Here is a 21,252-nt window from a genome sequence, read left to right as displayed (position 1 = left end):
GCTAACCAGTGCCGAATAATGTATCAAGATGTTTCAGATAGATGCTCTGCCTGTTGAATCACGCGTGTTGTCTGATCCTCTATCGGCTGGAGGTAGGGGTGTAGCGCCTCCAACTCATCATGAGGTGATTTCTCCAACTCAAGACATGTTTGTGATAGCTCTTTGGCTCCAATCATTGCCGCTGCCCCCTTCATTTTGTGGGCAAGCTTTTTGATCTTGCCGATATCTTGCTCTGCAAACGCGGCCTTCAACGCCTCTAAATCATTCGTTTGGTTTTTTACATACTTATCAAGCAGCATTTTTACCAAGTCCATGCTATCACCGATCTGGTCTTTGACATGCTGGATATCAATTGGGGGTGAGGTATCGCTCATTGTGCTCCCTCCGGATGACTGCTCTGGTTCTGGTTCTGGTTCTGGTTCTGGTTCTGGTTCTGGTTCTGGTTCTGGTTCTGGTTCTGGTTCTGGTTCTGGTTCTGGTTCTGGTTCTGGTTCTGGTTCTGGTTCTGGTTCTGGTAAGGAGTTTGTATCTATGGATGCATCTGTAAAGTGCTCACTGGCCAAATCATCCAACCTTGTTTCCTCTTCGTCAGTATTCTTATCACCATAACTGACCGCATCTGGATTCGCATATAGGAGCAACAATTCAATGAGTTGATCTTTACTGAATGGCTTAGCGAGATGCCCATTCATTCCCGCCTCCACACAACGCTCTGCATCGCCTGAGAGCGCGTTAGCTGTCACAGCCAAAATGGGCGTGGTTTTGTCGAATTTTCGGATCTCTCGTGTCGCCTCAAAACCATCCATTTCTGGCATCTGACAATCCATTAAAATGATGTCGAATGGCGAAGACTTGTGAAGTTCTAACGCTTCTTTACCATTGACGGCAAGCGCGCGCTGACAGCCCAGTTTGGACAAAATAATGTCAATCAATTCTTGGTTAACCAAGTGATCTTCGGCCACTAGAACGTTGAGATTGAATTGAATATCATCATACTGCCCAGCCACGGGTCCAGGCTCTGTCAATGCATTCTCATCCTCGTTCAATACACGATACAATTCAACGTGATAAATCGGACAGGTCAGCGTCGCCATGCCAGTGTCATGATGGCCATCATGGCTGATAGCAATCGATTTATGTGCTTGACCGATCAAACGCTGACAGCTTTGCATTTTGTCCTGATCGATCATCAACACTGATTGGCTCGAGTTATCAAAAGCTATCTCACTGCCATCCGAATAGTTGATTAAATCTAACTTTAGACGCTCTAAATAGGTCGATAGTATTTCTATCAAAATGGCGTCTTCAGACACGAGGTAAACCTTGCTATCTGTCATGCTCTCGTCAGGCTCGTAGCTTGACATCAATGTCGAGTCAGTATTCGCCACCGTCACGGGTACTTCTGCAGTGAAAGTCGTGCCTTGGTTTTCTCGACTGCGGATAGAGATATCACCATCCATTAGGCGTAAAAGCTTACGACAGACAGGCAAGCCTAGTCCTGTGCCTTGATAAGAACGTGAATACGAATTATCGACTTGCGTAAAGTTCTCAAAAATAGCTTCGTGGCGGTCTTCCGGGATCCCAATCCCTGTATCTTCTACTTCCATGACCAATGTGACCGAACCATCGCCTGCTTGCCGTTGGAATAAGCGCACGGCAATGTGCCCCTGCTTTGTAAACTTAACGGCGTTGCCGACCAAGTTTATGATCACCTGCTTATAGCGCATGGCATCTAATTCAATGTCACAGGGCATATCAGGATCGATATAACAATGTAAGCGCAACTGTTTTTCCGCCGCTTTTGCGGTAAAAATACTTAAGGATTCGTGAACAAGCTCCGCCAGATCTAATGACTGTTTGGTGAGCGTCATCTTGCCGGCTTCAATCTTGGTTAAGTCGAGTACATCGTTAATGATATTCAACAGTGCAGTCGAAGAGTGCTGTAAGGTATCAACAAAATAGCGTTGCTGCTGATTGAGCGAGGTCTCCATCAAAAGATTAGACATGCCAACAATGCCATTCATCGGTGTACGGATCTCATGGCTCATCATCGCCAGGAAATTGGTCTTCGATTCATTTGCTCGCTCGGCTTGTTCTTTAGCCCGTGCCATTTCCCGTGAAATCATGTCATTAAGCGCCTTCTGCTGCACAAAGTGCACCATAGCGCTCAAACTTGATAGTATCGGCTCAATCCACCCCTGAAGCTCTTCATTATAAGTGGTCGACTCGTCAAACAAGCACACCACCCCTACCATCTGGCTAGACATATATAGAGGCGTACCGTAGACGTTAATAATCATTTTCTGATTATTCCCCGCCACACTCGCCATTTGCAGACTACGTTTGCTTTGCTTGGTCTCGATAATTTCCTCAATGAGCCCTCGCACAAACTCTTCACCAATAAACTCATTTTTCACCAATCGCGTTTGTGCCAGCACTTTATAAGGCAAGTTGTTCTTTATTGCTTCTTCGTCGTTATGGCCTACCTCAACAATAATGCCATGATTACTTTCGCCTATCCTTAGCAGTATCTGCAAGACATCCTGAAAGCTCTTACCAAAGTCTTCCCTGATAAGAAACTTATCTTGTAAGCTTTTCATTGCAGAAAAAAGCTCGGCCCCTTTAGATACTTTCTGTTTATCCAGGTGTTGTTCTGTGATATCGCGAATAATCGCTACGTTCAGCGCTCTAGGATCTTCATCTTTGATGGGGGTTGATTTGACCTGCACAATACGGACACCTTGATCCGTATCTATCTCGTACGACCGCTGTAACTGTCCACCGAGGCCATAAAGCGCTTGTGAAAAATAGCCGCGCGAATTAGGGCTTACGCGAGAGATAATCGTCGATAGGCTGATCGCTTCATCGGGCACAGATTCTAATTCGAATAGCTTCTTAGCCGAATCATTAATGGTAATAATACTGTGTTTATCACCGAGCACTAATAACGCGTCAGTATAACTATGAATTACCGTATTTAAATACGCACGGCTTTGTTCCGCTCGATTAATTTGCTTGGCGTATTTCCAAATAAAAAAACCAACCAACAAGTTCAGTAGAATGATTTGCGTCGCAGTGCGAAGTATTTCTGTGTTAAGCTCTTTATCGATATATCGACTGTCTTGATAAATGATCAGTCGACCCACATCCACAGATTGCTCTCCCTGATCATAGACCAAGGGAACGTTGATTTCTTTTAGCTCATCACTTGACCGCATGCCTTTAGAGTCAGTCACATAACGAAATTGCTCATTGGTATCCGTCAGCTCAAGGCGGTGGACATAACGAGAGCCCATTTCACTGTCTAAGTCATTTTGAACATTATTAAAATCATAATTCCACATCAAAGTAGGAAGTCGTTGCTTTAGGCGTTGAGTGATAGAATTAATGTCTTGGTTCATATCAGACTCAAGCCGACCTTTAGCAACATGATAATTGTAATAACCAAACACACCCAACAGTAAGGTTGCTAGTACAATTAAAATGACAGCGAGCCGCATACCTACTTTATTCATCATTATCACACCTGCATTGTCGCCGCCAGGGTTTGGGTTTGGTATCGGGCTTTATCAAACGCTTTTAAAACCGCGCGCTCTCTTAGCGACATTTTTTCACACAGTGACCCAACCCAATCCCAATTCGCATGCTCAATATGTTTACATAGTTCCAAAAGGTCACCATAAGGACCTGCACGTGATAGTAATGCTTGTTTTGCCTGTTGGTTTAGGGCAAGTTGCTCTACGACATCCTCCATTGGAACACCTAACATCGCGTCCAGGAGTGAAAAAGCGCCCACCAAGAAAGCTTCATCAGGGTCCAAGTCGTTCATTAATGGGGCTGCTTGCTGCATAAAAATGGCCCGAAGAATGGCCGCATTCTGCAAGTGTGAGCATTCTTGGTGATTCATGTTAGACATAATCAGCAGAGAAATCAGTCGCCGCAATGACTCTAACCCCAAGTACACCACCGCTTGTTTGGGATTAGTGATCGCTTTCTTTTTTGACTTCGCTAAGATATTGGCACTTGTGACGACTTTGTAGAGCAACGAGACATCGCGAGAGATAACCTCTGTGATTTCATCTATATCATGAGGGCTGCGATTAATCACGATACACGCATCCAGTAAACTGATTACTGAGGGTGCCACATCGCTATGACTTTTAATTTGAGGTTGTTCGAAAAAGTATCCTTGAAACAAGCTAAACCCAAGCTGTTTAGCCAAAACAAACTCTTCGTTGCTCTCCACTTTACTTGCCATAAAACGCGTCTGGGCATAGTCCGAAATCGCTGCGGTCCACTCGTTCAAGCTTTCTGTTGCCATACTGACCCGCACCACATCGAATAAGTCCAGATGCCTTTGCCAGCGGCTCGAGAAGACATCACTCTCTCCTAAAATGGTAAAGCCTGCTTTCCGGTAAGACTCCAGTTGCTTCACTAGCATTGGCGTCGCATTGCACTTTGCAGTGACACAGATCACCAAAGATTTTACTGGAATAGAAAAGGGGATCTCATCAAGCAGTGCCGCCTCCGAAAAGCTCACCACGTATCGCAAGCTATCATCGAGTTCTTTCCCTGATAGAAAATTGGCGCTGAGAATGCGCGATGTCGCCGTATCTTCATCAATTGAAGGAAACTTGTTTTCTTGACCTTCCCTAAACAGAAGCTCATTGCCCCATTGGTTCTGCGCTTCGTCAAAGATGGGCTGGCACGAAAAAAAAATTTCACTCACAACTCACTCTCCTTAAAACAATCCCTTACTACAAACGTAGACCAAAGGTATGACTTATGGCGCCTTTTTTTTGATATAACTGAGTGTGTTAAGTCCAACTACTTGGGACGTGCTCGTCTTTTGCTTGGGCAAAATCACGATTTTTGCTAGGCTCTGCGCTAAGCATATCACGAGGTATATTTATGGATGTTTTGAATCAACTTGCCGATGACGCGCCCGAGCATGAGCCGGACACCTTGCCATCACTCGACGAACAAAAAGCGATTGTGGCAAAACTCAAAGCCCTTGAGGAGAAAGGTGAGCTCACTGACGAAATTCTCGCGCAGTATTTTGCCGTTAAGCAAAAAGACACAAGCGACGAAGAAGAGTAAGAACAACACGAAAACGTGACCGCGTCACCTTTTAAATCTATCTTATTCTACGTAGAGATGCCGAGAGATGATAATGAAAGGCATGAGCGGCGCAGGGTTGACACTTGCGTGGCTAGGATAGACAGAAGATTATCGACACTGATCCGCCCCGAGCTCAAACTCGGGGCTTTTTTTTGGTTTACTCAGGGGCAATGCCGTCGGTTTTCGCCGCACAAATAAAATCATTTTTGTGCAGGCCTTTAATCTTATGCGACCACCACGTCACGGTCACTTTACCCCACTCTAGTAAGATAGCGGGATGGTGTCCTTCTTGCTCAGCCAGCTCAGCCACTTGGTTGGCAAATGCCCACGCCAACTTAAAGTTGCGGAAGGTGAACTCACGTTCGAGCTGATCAATCCCATCTCGTGTTACTTTGCGCCACTGCGGAATGTCTTTAAGCAGCGCTGGCATTTCCTCAGCACTGACCAAAGGGGCATCAATATCGCAGGCTTCACATTTCAACTCAGTTAGTTCAGACATGTTGCGTTTCCTTTTGCTGTTCTGTCTTTTTCGGTTTGGGCGGAAATAAAGGCGCATGAAGGCCCAGTTCCATCGCTTGATGCACATCAGCAATCAAATCACGTTGACTGATGGCAAATAAATCGTCAATCGACTCAATGGTAAAGTAAATGGGTTGCATGATGTCAATCCGGTATGGCGTGCGCATGACATCTATCACTTCTAAAGGCTTACGCACCGCTTTGTCGCTATTAAAGGCGTACTCAGTCTCCGCCGGCGAAGACAAGATCCCGCCGCCATAAATACTGCGATTGCCTTGCGAGTCACTGAGCAAACCAAACTCGACCGTAAACCAATATAAGCGTGCAAGATAAACGCGCTCTTTAGGCGTGGCTTGCTTACCGAGCTGGCCGTACATATGGGTAAACTCCGCGAACGCTGGGTGAGTCAGCATCGCACAGTGACCAAAAATCTCGTGAAAGTAATCCGGCTCTTGCAAGTAATCGAAATCGTCTTTGGTGCGCAAAAAGGTCGCCGCAGGGAATTTCTTATCCGCCAGCAAGGCGAAAAAATGGTCGAAATCAATCAATGCAGGCACAGGGGCCACTTGCCAGCCCGTTTCTCGCATTAACACGGCATTCACATCTGGGATCTGTGGTACCGTGTCATGCGGCAAATCCAGCATCCTCAACCCGTCGAGATACTCCTGACACGCTTTATCTTTGATACATGCAAGCTGCCGTGTAACTAGCTGGCGCCATACATCGTTTTCTTGTGCCGACCAGGCTACACGACCCAGCTCATCAACTGGTTTGGATTCGTATTTACTCTGTTTCACGTTCACCGCCTTGTGTCGTTGTCTGGCGTAAAAATCGCGCGTAAACAGCGGCCCTTAGCCTTACGCAATGTCTCCGTTACTCACAGGTTACGTCGACTTTGCAGAGAAAATCATCTCCTCACCGCGGTTTTAATTTTACCTTTGCGTAACATTTATTTTACATTGCATATCCGAAAGGCTGTCACTACGGGCAATGCTTCACCTTTGAGGGATCCGCGCGCTTGCATGGCTCGTAGTATCTTGAAAAGACCTGACTGCAAGGACGAGTGATGAATTTACAACTGAGCGAACTGATAAATTACGACAACATTGACAAGATTCAGATCCGTGGCATTGATGGCATGCTATATCAAGCCATTGCGTTTTTGCGTCACGGCGATACGGTAGAGCAAAAGCTTATTTATCAAGGCGATAAACCCTATTTATCTCGCAGCTTGCTGGCGGTGAAAGATGATTTTGAATGGGTTGACGCCGCGCAGTACGTGCTAGTCACTGACACGGCATATGATGAAATGATAGGGCTTGGCACGGAAAAGCCTTTGTCGACTCTAGAGCAGCCATTGCATTGGAAATAACCCAACAATGCCCCCAACCTACGGGGCAATTTCTTCCCCGTCCCACGCAAACAATCGACCCGTATGACGACTGTCGAGGCCATCCAACACCGACAACAAATAGCCAGCCGATTGGGCTGGGCTGAATAACTTACCGGGCTTAACATTGGCTTGGAATGGCGCGGATAAATGGCTATCGACCGTCCCCGGATGCAGACCGACCACGGTTAATGACTTGTCTTGACGGCCAAGCTCAATGCTCATGCATTTGATCAGCATGTTCACCGCCGCTTTACTTGCACGATAGGCGTACCAACCGCCCGCACGGTTATCACTGATACTGCCCACGCGCGCCGACAAAATGGCAAGCTTCGCCTCGGCGTTGCGTTTCAATTTGGGCGCGAGGTGCTTGCTCAATAGCAGCGGCGCGACGGCGTTGACGTCAAAGAGCTGATGCATGGCCTCACTGCTGCACGCCGCGAGCCGCTTTTCTGGGCTGAGCGCATCATCATGCAACACTCCCGAGGCAATGATCACCGCATCTAAGCTGTTGTCGTCGATGTGCTCGGCCGCTGCTTGGATTGATGCTTCATCGCAAATGTTTACCGCCACAGGCACCACCTTTTCACTTATTTCGGCAAGTGGCTCGGGGTGACGCCCTAGGGCGAAGACTTGCTGAATGGATGGCTTGTCGAGCAACGCGCGGCAAAAGGCTTCACCAATCGCGCCACCTGCGCCGACAACCGCCACACGCTGCATGGAATCACTGTTCATTCTCTTGGCTCCTCAAACAAAAAGAGATGCAAACTGCATCTCTTTAGTTAGGGATGAGGCGATCCTGTCGATCACCGTGTGTTAAAACTATAGCTTACGTAGCACAACCATTAGGTAGAGCCCGCCAATCAAGGAAGCAATGATCCCAGCTGGCATTTCTTGCGGATATAACCATTGTCGTCCGAGCCAATCAGCAAACAGCATCAATCCCATGCCAATCAATCCGGCGGTGATCATATGCGCCCGAGCATTTTTCGCTCCCCAGCTACGCGCAATATGTGGCGCCATCAAGCCGACAAAACTGAGCGGCCCCACCACCAAAGTAGCACTGACGGTCATGACCGCGACGAGGGCCAGCAACAGCATGCGGGCACGCCCTACCTTAACCCCCAGTGATTGAGCAGTTTCGCCACCGAGCGGCAAAATATCGAGCCACCGCTGGCACATTAATCCCAGCGCCACCAGTAGCGCGGCAACCAAGGCCAGTGTGGTCACCGTACTGTCAGTCACATAGTAGGTTGAGCCTGAAATCCACGCGAGCACTTGATACGCGCGAGGGTCGCCACCCGCCATCAAAAAGCTTTGTACCGCTTGCATCAGAGCGGCTATGGCCCCCCCTGTGAGCAACACCTTTTCTGGCTGGAAGCCGGTTTTGCGATTAAGCAGCACAATCAACGCCAAGGTCGCACCAGCACCGATTAAACCGCCGACATATAAGCTCAGCATAGATGTGCCCATGCCAGCAAAAATGGTGACAATCAGTCCCAGCGCCGTACCAGCACTGATCCCCATCACTTCAGGGCTCGCCATCGGGTTGGCACTCAAACGCTGAAGCACGGCACCCGCAACAGCAATCACACCACCCGCCAATGCCGCGGCCAGCAACCTTGGCAAGCGCCATTCCAACAAAGACCAATCGCCGCTGAGCGCCAGCCACTGCCAGCCCTCACTTTGACGCGATACAGTGGCAAAAATCACCACACCCAACACCAGTAACATCAACGTTCGGCCTAGTGGCCAATCCTGACGCGGTGCGGGCGATCCCGATTGCATCTGTTGGCGTTGACGATTGCCCAGCGATACACGTGGCAACAGCCACAATAATAGCGGCGCACCCAACGCTGCCGTGGCGGCGCCCGTGGGCACCATCATTGCCCGGCGGCCCGGTAACAGTTGGACAGCCAAATCGGTGGCTGCCAACATCAAGGCGCCTAAAATCATCGCTAGGCTCAATCGGGTGATGAGCTTGCGAGCGCCACATAAGCGCGCAATCGCGGGCGCGGCTAGACCGACAAAGCCAATCACGCCAATTAAGCTAACTACCCATGCGGTCAGAAGTACCGATAGTCCCAGTGCAATCACACGGATTTTAGCCAGTGATACGCCTAAGCTTTTTGCTCCTTCATCTGAAAGGCTCAGGACGTTGAGCGGTTTTAATAGAGCAAGGATCAACACGACCGCCAATCCAACACGTGGCAATAAGGCTTGCACACTGTGCCAGTCGGTTTGCACCATCGAGCCCGCGCCCCACACCATCATGCCGTGTAGCGCTTCTTGATTCATCAACAGCAGCACAGTGCTGAGCGCGCCGCAGTAGAGGTTTAAAATCAAACCCGCGATCACCACCACGGTGGGCGATAGACCGCGTCGCCATGCCAGCGCAAACACCACCAGCATGGTCAGCACTCCGCCAGACATCGCCACCATCGCGCTCGACCAAGTCAGTAGCCAAGGGGCATAAAGCGTAGCTAGCATCAGCGCCAAGCTGGCACCATTCGCCACCCCCAGCGTCGAGGGCGAGGCCAAGGGGTTGCGCAACACTTGTTGCATCAAGGTACCGGCCAGCCCCAAACACGCCCCTGCCAACAATGCGGTGACCAAGCGTGGCCACCAGGTTAAATGCATCACCACCCCAATCGACGCGCTGTCATCCAGCGACCACAGCGACTGCCAGAGCATGGATGCATTCACATTCCACTGCCCCAACTGAGTGGAGGCGAGGCTCAACAATGCCGCCAGTAACGCCAAAGGCACCCATAACAGGTTCAGTTTCATGCCTGCCCTCCTTGCTCGATCAATGCTGCGGTCACAAGGCGGGCAAAACGTAACGCCGACGGAATCGCGCCAAAGCTCCATACCGGATCAATCATCAATGGCGTATGCCCCGTGCGTTTAACCAAATATTGCCAAAACATATTGGTCTGAAGAGTTTGCTCGACGCCCGCAGGGAGCGGGCGCACAATCACCAGCTGCGCATCAAGGTCAAGCAGCTCGCGGGTGGAGACCATGCTAAACCCCCAACTGTTAGTGGTGTTTTGCCACGCGTTGTTGAGCCCCAATTCACTGATGGCTGCGTGATACAAGCTGTTCGTCCCAAACACCCGCACATGGTTGGCGTCAAGAAATTGAATCATCAGAAGCGGTGGCTGTTCGCCGGGAATGGTATCGCGCAAGCTCGCTAATTGCTGTTTCGCGTTGGCAATCAAGGTTTCACCGGCCTCCGGACGGTTAGCCTCGCGCGCAATTTGCCGCGTCACAGTTTTGAGCGACGTCCAGCTTAAGCCACTTTCATACAGAGGAATCGAGCTCACCGGCGCAATGGTGCTTAGCTTGGGCTTCATCGCCTTAAAAATGGGTGAAATTAGAATTTTATCGGGGTGAAGCTCGGCCAAACGCTCCATGTTCGGCTGGGTGCGAAGCCCAATATCGACGGTGTTTTCTGGAATGGGCGGGGCTTTCACCCACGAATTGTAATCTGCCTTTTGCGCGACCGCGACTGGAGTAATGCCTAGCGCCAACAAGGTTTCAGTTTGGGTCCAATCCAGCGAGAGAATACGAGGTGACGCGCTGACGCTCGCTGACATCATGGCCGCAGTCAGCCAGACCACAAGCGTCAGAAAAGAGGACTTGATCATACCGGCGATAACTCCCCCGGCATAGCAACCGCATAGCCGGCGGTATGATCGGCAATCGGCATTTCAATGCCATAAATCGATTTGAGGGCCGACTCTTGAAACACATCGCTGACCGCGCCTTGAGTCAGGACTTGTCCGCTGTGCAGCGCGACAATTTCATCACAAAAACGTGCCGCCATATTAATGTCGTGCACCACGATAATGATGGACTTATCCAACTCTCGACTGAGTTTGCGCACCAAGGTCATCACTTCGACTTGGTGGGCGACATCCAGTGCAGATAGCGGCTCATCGAGCAGTAAGTAACGCGTTTGCTGTGCCAGCAGCATCGCAATCCACAACCGTTGGCGCTCGCCCCCCGATAAGGTATCGACCAAGCGATCGGCATAATCTTGGGTGCCAGTGAGCGCCATTGCCTCGTTAATCGCTTGGTGATCGGCTTTGGTCAACCGCCCCAGCAAGCCATGCCAAGGATAGCGACCAAAACTGACCAACTCATACCCAGTTAAGTTATCGGTTGCCGGTAAATGCTGTGGCAAATACGCCACCTCGCGCGCAAAGGCTTTTTCCGACCATTTTGATAAGGGCTTTTGGTCTAATGCGATCTGCCCGCTGCTGGTTGCTTGTTGCTGCGCTAACAGCTTTATCAACGTCGACTTACCCGAGCCATTATGCCCGACCAACGCACAGATTTTTCCGGGCGTAAACGACAAGCTCACCTTATCGAGTAACACTTTTCCGTTGACGGCAAACGCAACGTCCTTTGCCTCTAACATATCTCGATCCTACTATTGCAAACACAAGCGCGTAGCACTTGCCCGTTATCTCTAAGAGCGGTAATTTTCCGATGCTTAAAAGGCAAATGCAAACCATTTTGATTTCGCTTTGTGTGCTTAGCGCTTGTTAATGAGAGAAATTAGACCTCAACCAAGCCACCATCAGGGATCCAAGCGTCATTCAGCCTCGTATCGCCCATGGGTAAATATAAATTGTTGTAACAACTGTCGAGAGCCCTATGTCCGCGCCCATCAGCCTTGTGTGGCTAAAACGCGATTTACGCCTGCGGGATCATGCCCCATTACAAGCCGCCATTGCAGCGGGGCGCCCCTTGGTGATCCTGTACCTGTTTGAGCCACTGCTGCTTAACGATCCGCACCATAGTGAGCGCCATTGGCGATTTGTCTGGCAATCGCTGTACGATCTTAATCAACAGCTCGCACCACTGGGCGGTCACGTCACCATTTGCCAAGGAGAGGCGCTCTCAGTATTCGACGCTATCCACCGACAACAGACCATTGGTGCGGTGTACAGCCATCAAGAAATTGGCGTCGACGCGACGTTTTCTCGTGATAAAGCGGTGGCGAAATGGCTGGAGACCCATCAGATCCCGTGGCATGAATCCCCCACTGGAGCCGTGATCCGCGGCGCTAAAAATCGGGTTGATTGGGACGCTGAATGGCAAAAGGTGATGCGCGCTCCCCTTGCCGAACCGGATTGGCAACAAGCGCGCTGGCTAAACGCATCACTCACGCTACCTTCGCTCGGTCACCATAACTGGGATTCGCCCGCGCCACGCTTTCAACCCGGCGGGCCGAGTTGGGCGTATAAAACCTTGCAATCTTTTTTCCGCGAGCGCGGGCAAACCTATCAGCGCCACATCTCTAAACCACTCGCCAGCCGCAAAAGCTGTACGCGACTGTCGCCCTATCTTGCATGGGGTAATATCAGCTTGCGCGAGATGTATCAAATCACCCTCCTTCATTGGCAAAAAAAGGGTTGGCGGCGTGCGCTGGTAGCCATGGTGTCGCGTTTGCATTGGCACTGTCATTTTATGCAGAAATTTGAAAGCGAGCACCACATGGAGCATCGGCCCGTCAATCGAGGCTACTTACATTTTGAGTACGCAAACGGTCCGCAGAGCGATGCGCACCTGCGCGCATGGCAACAAGGTCATACCGGTTATCCGCTCGTCGATGCTTGTATGCGTTGCTTACACGCCACTGGCTATATCAACTTTCGTATGCGGGCGATGCTGGTCAGCTTTTTAACCCACCATTTGTTGATTGATTGGCGCCGCGGTGTGCATCACCTCGCGCAGTTATTTCTCGATTTTGAGCCCGGTATTCATTACCCCCAATTTCAAATGCAAGCGGGCGTGACAGGCGCCAATACCTTGCGTATTTATAACCCGGTGAAACAATCGCAGGAGCAAGATCCCGAGGGAGCATTTATTCGTGAATGGTTACCCGAGCTTTCTCCCTTGCCCGACAGTTTGATCCACACCCCATGGCAAATGACCGACATGGAAGCGATGATGTACGGTGTGGTGCTTGGCGAAGACTACCCGAAACCCATTGTCGATATCGAACAAACCGGCAAACGTGCGCGAGATATTTTATGGTCGTTTCGTCAACAAGACGCCGTTCGTATCGAGAAAGCACGGATCCTCGCCACCCATGTGCGTCCAAGCAGCCCTGAGCCAACTAATAGCCCTGAGCGAACAAATAGCCCTGAGCACGCAGACAAGCGCACTCAAAAATCACGTTCACCTGCCACTCAGTCTACTGGAGGCAACCAAGATGGCGCATAAAAAGCCACATCTTCCCAGCAAGGTATGTTTGACGTGCGAACGCCCGTTTACGTGGCGTAAAAAGTGGGCGCGCTGTTGGGACGAAGTTAGGTATTGCTCTGACCGTTGCCGTCGCGAAGGTCGTCGCCATGCGCGAGCGGCGAAGATCTAAACGCTTCTAGCAACGAGCTAAGTTGCGGATGCACCCACTGACGTTTAATCGATACCGCATAAAACGGCTCATACACACTCGGCAGTAAAGCATAGCGGGTGAGCATGCCACTATCTAGCTCATCGCGAACCACCACTTCGGGCATTACCGCCAACGCGTCATTGTCTCGGGTTAACAGGCGTAGCATCGCCATATCATTGGCTTCTGCCATGATGTAAGGCTTGAGTTGATACTGCGCAGAGATGGCATCAAACCCCGAGCGAATCGGGTTATCGCCATAAGGTAACACCCACGCTTGGTGCTGGTAGCTGGCGTCTAAGGTCGGCGACAAGGCTTTACCCGGCCAGCCAATCACGGCTACCGGCTGGCGAGCCAATTGCTGATACTGCCAAATTTGTTTATTGGTGCCCCGCACCGCAATATTGGTTAGCGCCAAATCTAACTGGTGATCAGACAGCGCATGGAGCAAGCCGGTTTGATCCATCGACTGCAACACATAACGGCACTCCCGTTGATTGACCAAAGGCTGAATGAACTGCTCGATAAAATTTCGCGACATGGTGGATAAGGTGCCAATGCGAATCGTGGCACTGGACAGCGCCCCGCCGCTGGATAGCAACTGCTCAAGCTCTTCCCCCTGTCGGAATATCTCTTCGGCATAGTTCATCGCTTGATAGCCACTTTCGGTCAACGTCAATGTACGACCTTGGCGCTCAAACAATTGCACCTGCATCGCCTGTTCAAGCTGCTTGATTTGCGACGACAGCGCCGACTGCGAAATATGCAGCTGACGGGCGGTCTGGGTCAGGTTGCCGTGACGCGCCACCTGCCAGAAATAATACAAATGATGGTAGTTAAGTCGGCTCATCGTTCTCTAAAACAGAATGAAAAATGATTTATTATGTATTTTACTTAACTGTAGTAAGTTTTCACAATGTATCTCATAACTATTGCTGTGAGGTAAGTCATGTTATCCCTATTTCTCGTCACCCCGCTCAAACTGGTGCTGCTCGCACTGGTTGCTCTTCTTGGCGGTGTTATCTGGCGATACAGTGCCACTGCGTTTGCAGGTGAAGCCGACAAACACCGTTTTCTTTCCTCTTTACTGCTCACCTTGTCGGCAGTCTTGTTGGTTTTAGTCAGCAATCACCTGTTGCTGTTTTGGCTCGCCTGGGTGGCGGTTAGCCTCTCATTGGGTCGCTTAATTCTTTTCTATCCGCATCGGCCTCGCGCCCAACTCGCGGCTCACAAAAAAATGCTGCTCGCCCGCTTTAGCGAATTGCTACTCGGTGGCGCATTTTTACTGTTGTTTTTCCACTACCAAACCGCGCAGATTGACCAATTGATGTTTCAAGTCAGCCAGCAACCTCATACGCTGACTGTAGGCATTGCCGCCTTTATGTTGGTGGGCGTGGCGATTATCAAGTGCGCTCAATTACCCTTGCACGGCTGGCTCATTCAAGTGGTGGAAGCGCCAACACCTGTCTCTGCCTTGTTGCATGCTGGCATTGTGAACCTTGGCGGGATCTTATTGATGCTGTTCGCGCCAGTGCTCGCGGCGAGCCCCAGTGCCAGCTTGGCACTGCTGGTTATCGCGGGCGTCAGTACACTGGTGGCTGGGCTGGTGAGCCTGACACGCGTGAGCATCAAGGTAAAACTGGCGTGGTCGACCGTCGCACAAATGGGGCTGATGTTAGTCGAAATCGCCCTAGGTCTTTACGAGTTGGCACTGCTGCACCTACTGGCGCACTCTTTCTACAAGGCATTCTCTTTCCTCAACAGCGGCAATGGCGTGAATCATTGGCTTGCCACCCAACTGGCTGATGCCTCAATCCCGCGTCGCTGCCATTGGCTTGCCGCGATGGCCACCGCAGGCGGTTTGATTGTCGCCGTGCATCTAAGTGTCGGTATTTTAAATAGCTTGGCCGCCGGCTGGTTGCTGTGGATGGCGATGACCATGCTGCTATTACCAGCCTTTACGCGCCCAGGCGCTGCCCGCCCGACACGCGTGCTGCTCAGTAGCGTGTTTGCGCTTGGCCTGCTCGGACTCTACGCCGCCATTAAACATAGCTTGATTGTGTTTGTCGCGGGCGGTAATGCCACCTACTTATTTGCCGATGCCTTTGCGCTGGTGCTGTTTATCGCGCTGTTTGCTCTGTCACTGGCGGTCCAATACTGGCCTCACAAAGCGTGGGTGAATCGCCTATTTATTTGGCTGAACGCCGGCGCTTACCTTGATGAATGGGCGACGCGCCTAACACTCAAATGGTGGCCAAGTGCTTCTTTAATCCAACTACAAACGACCCACTGGCAACCGCATAAGGAGACGCGTTAATGATTGCGAAAACGCCCAATGTATCTGCATACCCTGAGTCCCTCGATGTGAGCGATTTTCGCGATGCCACACAGCAAGCGGTCGCCGCGATTGCGCCAAGCTGGCCGTTGGATCAAATGATTGCGGTGAACCCATGGTGGCCGCAACGCTTTACCCCCATTGAGCAAGTTTTTGCCGAACAAGCAGTGTTAAGCGGCCATTGTCCGTTAATGTCGTCGGCGTACTATCTGTCACATTGGCAATCGCCCATTAGTGAGGCACACCTTGCCGAGGCCATTTCAACCTCTGGCAGCGCATTGACGGTAAGTGATTGCCTGCGTGCGCTGCGTAGTCATAGCAGTGACCTCCCGCGTTGGAAACCACTGGCTGAGTTGTGTGACCGCACTCGAGAAGCACAAGAAGGCTTATCGTGGCAGCAAGAAATCCAGCAGCAAGTGAGCCAGTTTCTCGCGCTCTATCACCAATACCCACAGCGCTTTGATGCTCAAGGCCAAGGCGGTGAGCACCTTTATCAATGCTGGTTGGATGTGGTGAGCCAAGATAAAGGCATTAAAACCCTCACTGGCGTGGATTTACTTGCCGATTTCGCCGCACTACCCACCCAAATCGGAGCATTGATCGCTGAAGTGGCCGACTTTTGGCAACCGACTCTTCACGACCAAGACGGTAACTTGGCCTATTGCCACGCGCTTATGCACGGTTTATCGGGTTGGGCAAGCTGGCAGGCTTGGTTAGATTGGCAGCAACAGCTCAGTGACAGTGAACAACAAGATCATGGCATGGGCCTATTCGCGATTTTACTCGCGTGGGATACAGTGCTGGCACGCTGGCTTGCTAAACATCGTGACGCAGCGTGGGCAAGCATTCGTCAGTCCATGCACCATCAAGCGGTGAATGTGCGCCATTGGTATCACCAAGCACAGCAACAGCTCGCGCCCCTGTGGATTTGGCAACAAGCGCTGGAAATCAGTCAGCAGCGCCCTTGGGCACACGCCCTATCTGCGCAGGCCAGTGTCGACACGCTCGACACCTCCCCCACGCTTCAGGCTGTATTTTGTATCGATGTGCGCTCTGAGCCGATGCGTCGCGCGTTAGAAGCGCAATCTGAACGGATTCAAACCCTTGGCTTTGCTGGCTTTTTTGGCTTGCCGATTGCCTATCAGCCCACTGATAGCCATATTCATCGCCCACAACTGCCCGGCTTACTGGCGCCAGCGGTCACCGCCTCACAAACTCATGCTACCCCCGAACGCTGGTTGCGAATGACCAAGCTCGGCTGGCAGCGCAGCCTTGATGCGCCCGCTGCCAATTTAGGCATGGTCGAAGCCGGTGGCATGTTAAAGCTAGTGAGCTTGCTAAAACGCGCATTGCGCATTTCTGGCACCGAGAACCCGTTAAATCGACTCAGCCATACTGACAGTGATTGGGCGCTCACCCGTGACAATACACCGTTAAGCGCAAAAGAAAAGGCGGAGCTAGGCGCTGGTATCTTGCGGGCAATGGGCATTGCTGATCAACTGGCCGATGCCGTCTTGTTGGTGGGTCATGGCAGTGAAACCTGTAACAACCCTCATGCAGCAGGGCTTGACTGTGGTGCCTGCGGCGGACAAACCGGCGAGGTAAATGTCCGCGTACTTGCACAGCTTCTTAACGATGCCGACGTACGTGATGCCATGGCACAGCAAGGCGTGACGATTCCCGTCAGTACCCGTTTTTATGCCGCCATGCACAACACCACCACCGACGCACTGGATGTCTTTCACGCCCCCGAGCATACCGAGTGGCAAACTTGGCTAGCCGACGCAAGCGAGCAAGCACGTGCAACCCGCGCCAACCAGTTTGATCAAACACCAACCCAGCCATCTAAGCTCAAACGATTCTTTGCTACACGGGCCAAAGACTGGGCACAAATGCGTCCTGAGTGGGGACTGTGTGACAACGCGGCGTTAATCGTGGGCCCGCGCACCCTGTCTCGACAGGTTAATTTGCAAGGTCGCAGCTTTTTACACGACTACGACATGCACAAAGACCGTGACTTTAGCCAGCTTGAAACCATACTCACCGCGCCCATGGTGGTGACCAATTGGATCAATCTGCAGTACTTTGCTTCTGTCACCGCACCGGAAAAATTCGGCAGCGGAAACAAGCTGCTCCACAACATCGTGGGTGGGCACATTGGGGTGTTTGAAGGGAATGGTGGCGACTTACGAATTGGCTTATCGCATCAATCCGTGCACGATGGTCGTCGATATCGCCACCAGCCAGTGCGATTAAGCGTATTTATCGCTGCCCCTCGGGAGGCAATTGATAGTATACTTGCACGCCATGACGATATAGCCGCGCTGGCGAATCACGGCTGGCTGTACTTGATGCAAATTGATGCGCAGGGTGCAGTATGGCAACGCGATCGCTCGGGTCAGTGGTATCACCTGAACGTAGCAAAATAAAACGGAGCATGTCGTTGAAAACGCAACTTCTCTCAGCGCAGTGTTCAACGGATCTAACACAAGCCGCCGAGCTGCTGAAAGCCGGCGAACAAGTCGCGGTGCCCACAGAAACCGTGTACGGTTTGGCAGCGGATGCCAGCAATCCAGACGCCGTCGCGGGTATTTTTACCGCCAAGGGTCGACCCGCGAACCACCCTTTGATTGTGCATCTCGGTGACGTCGCATCGATTACCGAGTGGGCAACGCAAATTCCGGATGAAGCATATAAGCTGGCGAATGCCTTCTGGCCAGGGCCGATGACACTGCTGTTGCCACGTGCCGAGCATATTTCACCAGTGGTCACGGGTGGATTGGATACCATTGGACTTCGCGTGCCCGCGCAACCTGTGTTGTTAGACTTGCTCGCCACCCATCAGCTTGCTGTTGCCGCCCCGTCTGCGAACCCGTATAAAAAGCTCAGCCCCACCACGGCGGAGCAAGTGATGCATGGTTTAGGCGGAAAGATCGCTGCGGTGATTGATGGCGGCCCTTGCCAACATGGGCTGGAGTCGACCATTGTCGATCTTACTAAGCGTCCATTCCGCGTACTTCGCGCCGGTCCAATCACCGCCAGCGAGCTGAGCGCCGTGCTGGGTGAAACAGTCGAAGCCCCTGAGCAGCACGACACCGTGGTGCCCGGCAATGTGGGAAGCCATTACCAACCCAACACCCGGTTACAGATGGTGGCGGCAGACTTGTCTGATCTCCCTGCGCCCCATCCTGAAAAACGAGCGGCCTTGCTTCACTTTGGCGATGCCCCAGCACGGGATGATCTGGTCTGTATTGCCATGCCGGATGACGCTGCACGCTACGGGCAAGCGTTATATCACCAACTTGCCCAAGCCGACCAACTCGGCGTCGATGAGATCTGGCTCGCCCAGCCTCCTCATGGTGAAGTGTGGCTTGCGGTGCATGATCGCCTACGCCGCGCCGTTAGCTAGTTTTTGACGCTTACGACGCGCGTGTTTGCATAAAGCTTGCCGTTGCACTGGCACACACAGTGCCAGCAACGGTCAGCGTTGCCTCCAACCGACTCATGCCGTGTTTCGTTTTCACACACCAGGCACGTACCTCAGCCTCAACCGCAACAGGCACCGGATGGTGGTAGCGAATATTAAGTGACGCTGTCACACTTTGCGGGGCAAACAAAAAGGTACAATGGGTCAACGCCGCATCTAAAAGCGTGGCAATCACCCCACCGTGCAGCTGATCTTGATACCCCTGCCAAGTGCTTTCTAACCATACTTTTGCGCTCACTGCAGTTTCATCGTCTTGGTAAAATCTAAGATTAAACAGCCCGTTGTCACTGCAAGCCACACACTGATGATGCGAGCGTGGCGGCATCACACGTAATTCACTCATGGCAACCGCAACCCTTTCCACTAGCGCGACCGCCTTTACCTTGCCCCTTACCACACCCTCGATGTTGATGACCTAAACTACGGCCTTGCGCGCCACAACCTTTCCCGCGCTCTGAGTGACAAGCGGCGTTCTGTTTTTGTGGTTTTTGCTGCTTCATTCGCTGCAACGCCGGCCGTCCTTGACTGGCATCCGTAAGCGGTTGCCAGTACGCAGGCGACAACCACTGGGTGGGATTTAGGCGACCATTAGTTAACTGATAAACATGTAAGCCAGCATCAAGTAATCCCGCTAACGCATGCTCGCCAATATGACGAGTCACCACACGTGTTACTTGGTTAGCTTTCAGCATCGCTATCAAGGCGTTTTTGGCACCGCAACCTTCTGTTACACGTGGGTTGGCGAACTGAACGAGTGCTTGGCCATCGTCGTCAAACAGCGCAAAGTGCTCGGCCTTCATAAAGTGTCCCGCAGGGCAGTCTTGATTCATCGCAATGGCAATTGTCATCTTCCGTTTTCTCTTTATATAAATAGCATATGCTAAAATACACCTCATTTATTGCATATGCAACAAATGAGACTAAAAGAGGCAAAGAGTATTGCATATGCTTGACATATGCCGCACAAAAAGTATACTGAAAAGAGATTAAGCACACACCTGCCGAGGGCCCTATGAGAACAATATCCATTTTTAAAAATGGCAAGAACCAAGCGGTACGCTTGCCAAAGGATTTTGAGTTTGACGGCGTTAATGAGCTTGAAATTCATAAAGAGGGAGATGTCATCACCTTACGCCCAGCTCGACCAAGTTGGCTATCATTTAGCGAGATAGAAAAGGCTGATAGTGACTTCATGACCCATCGCGAGGAACTGATCAAAGACGAAGGACGGTTCAGCTTTGACTAATAAAATCAACTACATGCTTGATACATGTATTTGTTCATTCATTATGAGAGAACAGCCCAAAGCGGTGTTGAAAAAGCTTCACACTGTTGTCGGCAATCAACATCGCATTGTTATCTCAGCCGTTACCTATCAAGAGATGCAATATGGGTTGTTAGGAAAAAAGGCATCACCAAAACATGCGATGCTTGTTGATGCTTTTCTTCAGCGAATCGATGAGATTTTACCTTGGGATAAAGCCGCTGTTGACGCGACAACTGCAGTTAAGCGAAACCTAATGAATAAAGGTACTCCTATTGGTGGAAACGACACAGCGATTGCCGGTCACGCCATTGCGACTGGTTGTGTACTAGTCACAAACAATACGAGGGAGTTTGAGCGTGTTGAAGGGCTAAAACTTGAAGATTGGGCTCAATAGAGCCGAAGTAACGACAGCTCATGTCGAACTACTCTTCTGACTCAAACACCAAGGCTTTGCCTTCTACGAGGCAGGCGGTGGTTTTGGCGCGGGCGCGTTTGACTAGGTTGGCTAACGTTTGACGAGATACGCCCATGACTTCCGCCGCTTGCAGTTGCTGCATACCCTGATGATCAACAAGACGCATGGCTTCGAACTCATCCAAACCAATGGTCACTGTCTCTAGCTCACTGAGTGGAATGGCGTTGGGTTTAAAACAGTTGGTATGGGGTTTCCCGCAGATACGGCGGGGCATTTTAGGACGCGGCATAGGGTCTCCTTTTTTGCCTA

Annotated in this window: 21 protein-coding genes; 9 read left to right on the top strand and 12 right to left on the bottom strand. The window is 51.2% G+C overall.

The window, feature by feature from the left end; genetic code table 11:
- Positions 1-23: 23 nt before the first annotated feature.
- Both BZG72_RS09685 and BZG72_RS09680 read right to left on the bottom strand, forming a co-directional pair.
- The gene (locus BZG72_RS09685; RefSeq protein ID WP_077666659.1) at positions 24-3,518 is read right to left on the bottom strand and encodes a hybrid sensor histidine kinase/response regulator; all 3,495 of its coding nucleotides are present in this window, start codon (positions 3,516-3,518) and stop codon (positions 24-26) included.
- Between the two features lie 2 nt (positions 3,519-3,520).
- Entirely contained in the window at positions 3,521-4,729 is a 1,209-nt protein-coding gene (locus BZG72_RS09680) for an EAL and HDOD domain-containing protein (RefSeq protein ID WP_077666658.1), read from the bottom strand.
- Between the two features lie 182 nt (positions 4,730-4,911).
- On the opposite strand from BZG72_RS09680, the gene BZG72_RS09675 reads away from it, so the two are divergent.
- Complete coding sequence (locus tag BZG72_RS09675; protein ID WP_046075812.1) at positions 4,912-5,100, top strand: ATPase; 189 nt, start codon at positions 4,912-4,914, stop codon at positions 5,098-5,100.
- Positions 5,101-5,278: 178 nt separating this feature from the next.
- Here the strand turns inward: BZG72_RS09675 and BZG72_RS09670 are convergent, their stop codons facing one another.
- Entirely contained in the window at positions 5,279-5,620 is a 342-nt protein-coding gene (locus BZG72_RS09670) for a 4a-hydroxytetrahydrobiopterin dehydratase (protein WP_046075811.1), read from the bottom strand.
- Positions 5,613-6,485: a phenylalanine 4-monooxygenase gene (phhA, locus tag BZG72_RS09665; protein WP_077579115.1), complete on the bottom strand. Its 873-nt coding sequence runs from the start codon at positions 6,483-6,485 to the stop codon at positions 5,613-5,615. Before phhA ends, BZG72_RS09670 begins: the two co-directional genes overlap by 8 nt.
- A 221-nt stretch (positions 6,486-6,706) precedes the next feature.
- Here phhA and BZG72_RS09660 point away from each other — a divergent pair, with 221 nt between their 5' ends.
- Positions 6,707-7,012 carry a DUF6482 family protein gene (locus BZG72_RS09660; protein ID WP_077666657.1) on the top strand — a complete coding sequence of 102 codons (306 nt, stop codon included), beginning with the start codon at positions 6,707-6,709 and terminating at the stop codon, positions 7,010-7,012.
- Positions 7,013-7,030: 18 nt separating this feature from the next.
- Here the strand turns inward: BZG72_RS09660 and BZG72_RS09655 are convergent, their stop codons facing one another.
- From BZG72_RS09655 to BZG72_RS09640, 4 genes are all read right to left on the bottom strand, one after another.
- On the bottom strand, positions 7,031-7,765 hold the full coding sequence (locus tag BZG72_RS09655; RefSeq protein ID WP_077666656.1) for an SDR family NAD(P)-dependent oxidoreductase: 735 nt from the start codon (positions 7,763-7,765) through the stop codon (positions 7,031-7,033).
- A gap of 87 nt (positions 7,766-7,852) precedes the next feature.
- Positions 7,853-9,820 carry a Fe(3+)-hydroxamate ABC transporter permease FhuB gene (gene fhuB / locus BZG72_RS09650; protein WP_077666655.1) on the bottom strand — a complete coding sequence of 656 codons (1,968 nt, stop codon included), beginning with the start codon at positions 9,818-9,820 and terminating at the stop codon, positions 7,853-7,855.
- Positions 9,817-10,680, bottom strand: coding sequence for an iron-siderophore ABC transporter substrate-binding protein (locus BZG72_RS09645; protein WP_077666654.1), 864 nt, complete (start codon positions 10,678-10,680; stop codon positions 9,817-9,819). The genes fhuB and BZG72_RS09645 overlap by 4 nt, the downstream gene beginning before the upstream one ends.
- Positions 10,677-11,456 carry an ABC transporter ATP-binding protein gene (locus tag BZG72_RS09640; RefSeq protein WP_077666653.1) on the bottom strand — a complete coding sequence of 260 codons (780 nt, stop codon included), beginning with the start codon at positions 11,454-11,456 and terminating at the stop codon, positions 10,677-10,679. Before BZG72_RS09640 ends, BZG72_RS09645 begins: the two co-directional genes overlap by 4 nt.
- A 239-nt stretch (positions 11,457-11,695) precedes the next feature.
- On the opposite strand from BZG72_RS09640, the gene BZG72_RS09635 reads away from it, so the two are divergent.
- Positions 11,696-13,270 carry an FAD-binding domain-containing protein gene (locus BZG72_RS09635; protein ID WP_077666652.1) on the top strand — a complete coding sequence of 525 codons (1,575 nt, stop codon included), beginning with the start codon at positions 11,696-11,698 and terminating at the stop codon, positions 13,268-13,270.
- Positions 13,260-13,421, top strand: coding sequence for a DUF2256 domain-containing protein (locus BZG72_RS09630; RefSeq protein ID WP_074214700.1), 162 nt, complete (start codon positions 13,260-13,262; stop codon positions 13,419-13,421). Before BZG72_RS09635 ends, BZG72_RS09630 begins: the two co-directional genes overlap by 11 nt.
- On the opposite strand, the gene BZG72_RS09625 is transcribed toward BZG72_RS09630, so the two are convergent.
- Complete coding sequence (locus BZG72_RS09625; protein ID WP_046075806.1) at positions 13,357-14,289, bottom strand: LysR family transcriptional regulator; 933 nt, start codon at positions 14,287-14,289, stop codon at positions 13,357-13,359. The genes BZG72_RS09630 and BZG72_RS09625 overlap by 65 nt on opposite strands.
- A 99-nt stretch (positions 14,290-14,388) precedes the next feature.
- On the opposite strand from BZG72_RS09625, the gene BZG72_RS09620 reads away from it, so the two are divergent.
- The 3 genes from BZG72_RS09620 to BZG72_RS09610 are packed head-to-tail and all read left to right on the top strand — an operon-like array spanning position 14,389 to position 19,183.
- Positions 14,389-15,756, top strand: coding sequence for an NADH-quinone oxidoreductase subunit L (locus tag BZG72_RS09620; RefSeq protein WP_077666651.1), 1,368 nt, complete (start codon positions 14,389-14,391; stop codon positions 15,754-15,756).
- A complete protein-coding gene (locus BZG72_RS09615; RefSeq protein ID WP_077666650.1) occupies positions 15,756-18,203 on the top strand; it encodes a DUF2309 domain-containing protein in 2,448 nt (815 codons plus the stop codon). The genes BZG72_RS09620 and BZG72_RS09615 overlap by 1 nt, the downstream gene beginning before the upstream one ends.
- A gap of 8 nt (positions 18,204-18,211) precedes the next feature.
- Entirely contained in the window at positions 18,212-19,183 is a 972-nt protein-coding gene (locus BZG72_RS09610; protein ID WP_077666649.1) for an L-threonylcarbamoyladenylate synthase, read from the top strand.
- A 10-nt stretch (positions 19,184-19,193) separates the two neighbouring features.
- Here the strand turns inward: BZG72_RS09610 and BZG72_RS09605 are convergent, their stop codons facing one another.
- Positions 19,194-19,604, bottom strand: coding sequence for a PaaI family thioesterase (locus BZG72_RS09605; RefSeq protein ID WP_077666648.1), 411 nt, complete (start codon positions 19,602-19,604; stop codon positions 19,194-19,196).
- Positions 19,597-20,109 carry a NifB/NifX family molybdenum-iron cluster-binding protein gene (locus BZG72_RS09600; RefSeq protein WP_158075462.1) on the bottom strand — a complete coding sequence of 171 codons (513 nt, stop codon included), beginning with the start codon at positions 20,107-20,109 and terminating at the stop codon, positions 19,597-19,599. The genes BZG72_RS09605 and BZG72_RS09600 overlap by 8 nt, the downstream gene beginning before the upstream one ends.
- Before the next feature lie 164 nt (positions 20,110-20,273).
- On the opposite strand from BZG72_RS09600, the gene vapB reads away from it, so the two are divergent.
- Entirely contained in the window at positions 20,274-20,507 is a 234-nt protein-coding gene (vapB, locus tag BZG72_RS09595; protein ID WP_077666646.1) for a type II toxin-antitoxin system VapB family antitoxin, read from the top strand.
- Positions 20,500-20,922, top strand: a complete 423-nt coding sequence (locus tag BZG72_RS09590; protein WP_241832538.1) for a type II toxin-antitoxin system VapC family toxin — start codon at positions 20,500-20,502, stop codon at positions 20,920-20,922. Before vapB ends, BZG72_RS09590 begins: the two co-directional genes overlap by 8 nt.
- A gap of 28 nt (positions 20,923-20,950) precedes the next feature.
- Here BZG72_RS09590 and BZG72_RS09585 read toward each other — a convergent pair whose 3' ends face one another.
- Entirely contained in the window at positions 20,951-21,232 is a 282-nt protein-coding gene (locus BZG72_RS09585) for a DUF134 domain-containing protein (protein ID WP_021023566.1), read from the bottom strand.
- Positions 21,233-21,252 lie beyond the last annotated feature (20 nt).

This window comes from Salinivibrio sp. PR6, assembly GCF_001995955.1.
Taxonomy (GTDB): Bacteria; Pseudomonadota; Gammaproteobacteria; order Enterobacterales; family Vibrionaceae; genus Salinivibrio; species Salinivibrio siamensis.
The sequence above is the reverse complement of the archived record's forward strand: the minus strand, read 5'-3'. Positions and strand labels throughout refer to the sequence as shown.

Excerpts from the sequence above, each read along its gene's own strand:
- BZG72_RS09685 (WP_077666659.1), bottom strand. The coding sequence starts at position 3,518 with ATGATGAATAAAGTAGGTATGCGGCTCGCTGTCATTTTAATTGTACTA.
- BZG72_RS09675 (WP_046075812.1), top strand. The coding sequence starts at position 4,912 with ATGGATGTTTTGAATCAACTTGCCGATGACGCGCCCGAGCATGAGCCG.
- BZG72_RS09670 (WP_046075811.1), bottom strand. The coding sequence starts at position 5,620 with ATGTCTGAACTAACTGAGTTGAAATGTGAAGCCTGCGATATTGATGCC.
- BZG72_RS09660 (WP_077666657.1), top strand. The coding sequence starts at position 6,707 with ATGAATTTACAACTGAGCGAACTGATAAATTACGACAACATTGACAAG.
- BZG72_RS09655 (WP_077666656.1), bottom strand. The coding sequence starts at position 7,765 with ATGAACAGTGATTCCATGCAGCGTGTGGCGGTTGTCGGCGCAGGTGGC.
- fhuB (WP_077666655.1), bottom strand. The coding sequence starts at position 9,820 with ATGAAACTGAACCTGTTATGGGTGCCTTTGGCGTTACTGGCGGCATTG.
- BZG72_RS09645 (WP_077666654.1), bottom strand. The coding sequence starts at position 10,680 with ATGATCAAGTCCTCTTTTCTGACGCTTGTGGTCTGGCTGACTGCGGCC.
- BZG72_RS09640 (WP_077666653.1), bottom strand. The coding sequence starts at position 11,456 with ATGTTAGAGGCAAAGGACGTTGCGTTTGCCGTCAACGGAAAAGTGTTA.
- BZG72_RS09635 (WP_077666652.1), top strand. The coding sequence starts at position 11,696 with ATGTCCGCGCCCATCAGCCTTGTGTGGCTAAAACGCGATTTACGCCTG.
- BZG72_RS09630 (WP_074214700.1), top strand. The coding sequence starts at position 13,260 with ATGGCGCATAAAAAGCCACATCTTCCCAGCAAGGTATGTTTGACGTGC.
- BZG72_RS09625 (WP_046075806.1), bottom strand. The coding sequence starts at position 14,289 with ATGAGCCGACTTAACTACCATCATTTGTATTATTTCTGGCAGGTGGCG.
- BZG72_RS09620 (WP_077666651.1), top strand. The coding sequence starts at position 14,389 with ATGTTATCCCTATTTCTCGTCACCCCGCTCAAACTGGTGCTGCTCGCA.
- BZG72_RS09615 (WP_077666650.1), top strand. The coding sequence starts at position 15,756 with ATGATTGCGAAAACGCCCAATGTATCTGCATACCCTGAGTCCCTCGAT.
- BZG72_RS09610 (WP_077666649.1), top strand. The coding sequence starts at position 18,212 with ATGTCGTTGAAAACGCAACTTCTCTCAGCGCAGTGTTCAACGGATCTA.
- BZG72_RS09605 (WP_077666648.1), bottom strand. The coding sequence starts at position 19,604 with ATGAGTGAATTACGTGTGATGCCGCCACGCTCGCATCATCAGTGTGTG.
- BZG72_RS09600 (WP_158075462.1), bottom strand. The coding sequence starts at position 20,109 with ATGACAATTGCCATTGCGATGAATCAAGACTGCCCTGCGGGACACTTT.
- vapB (WP_077666646.1), top strand. The coding sequence starts at position 20,274 with ATGAGAACAATATCCATTTTTAAAAATGGCAAGAACCAAGCGGTACGC.
- BZG72_RS09585 (WP_021023566.1), bottom strand. The coding sequence starts at position 21,232 with ATGCCGCGTCCTAAAATGCCCCGCCGTATCTGCGGGAAACCCCATACC.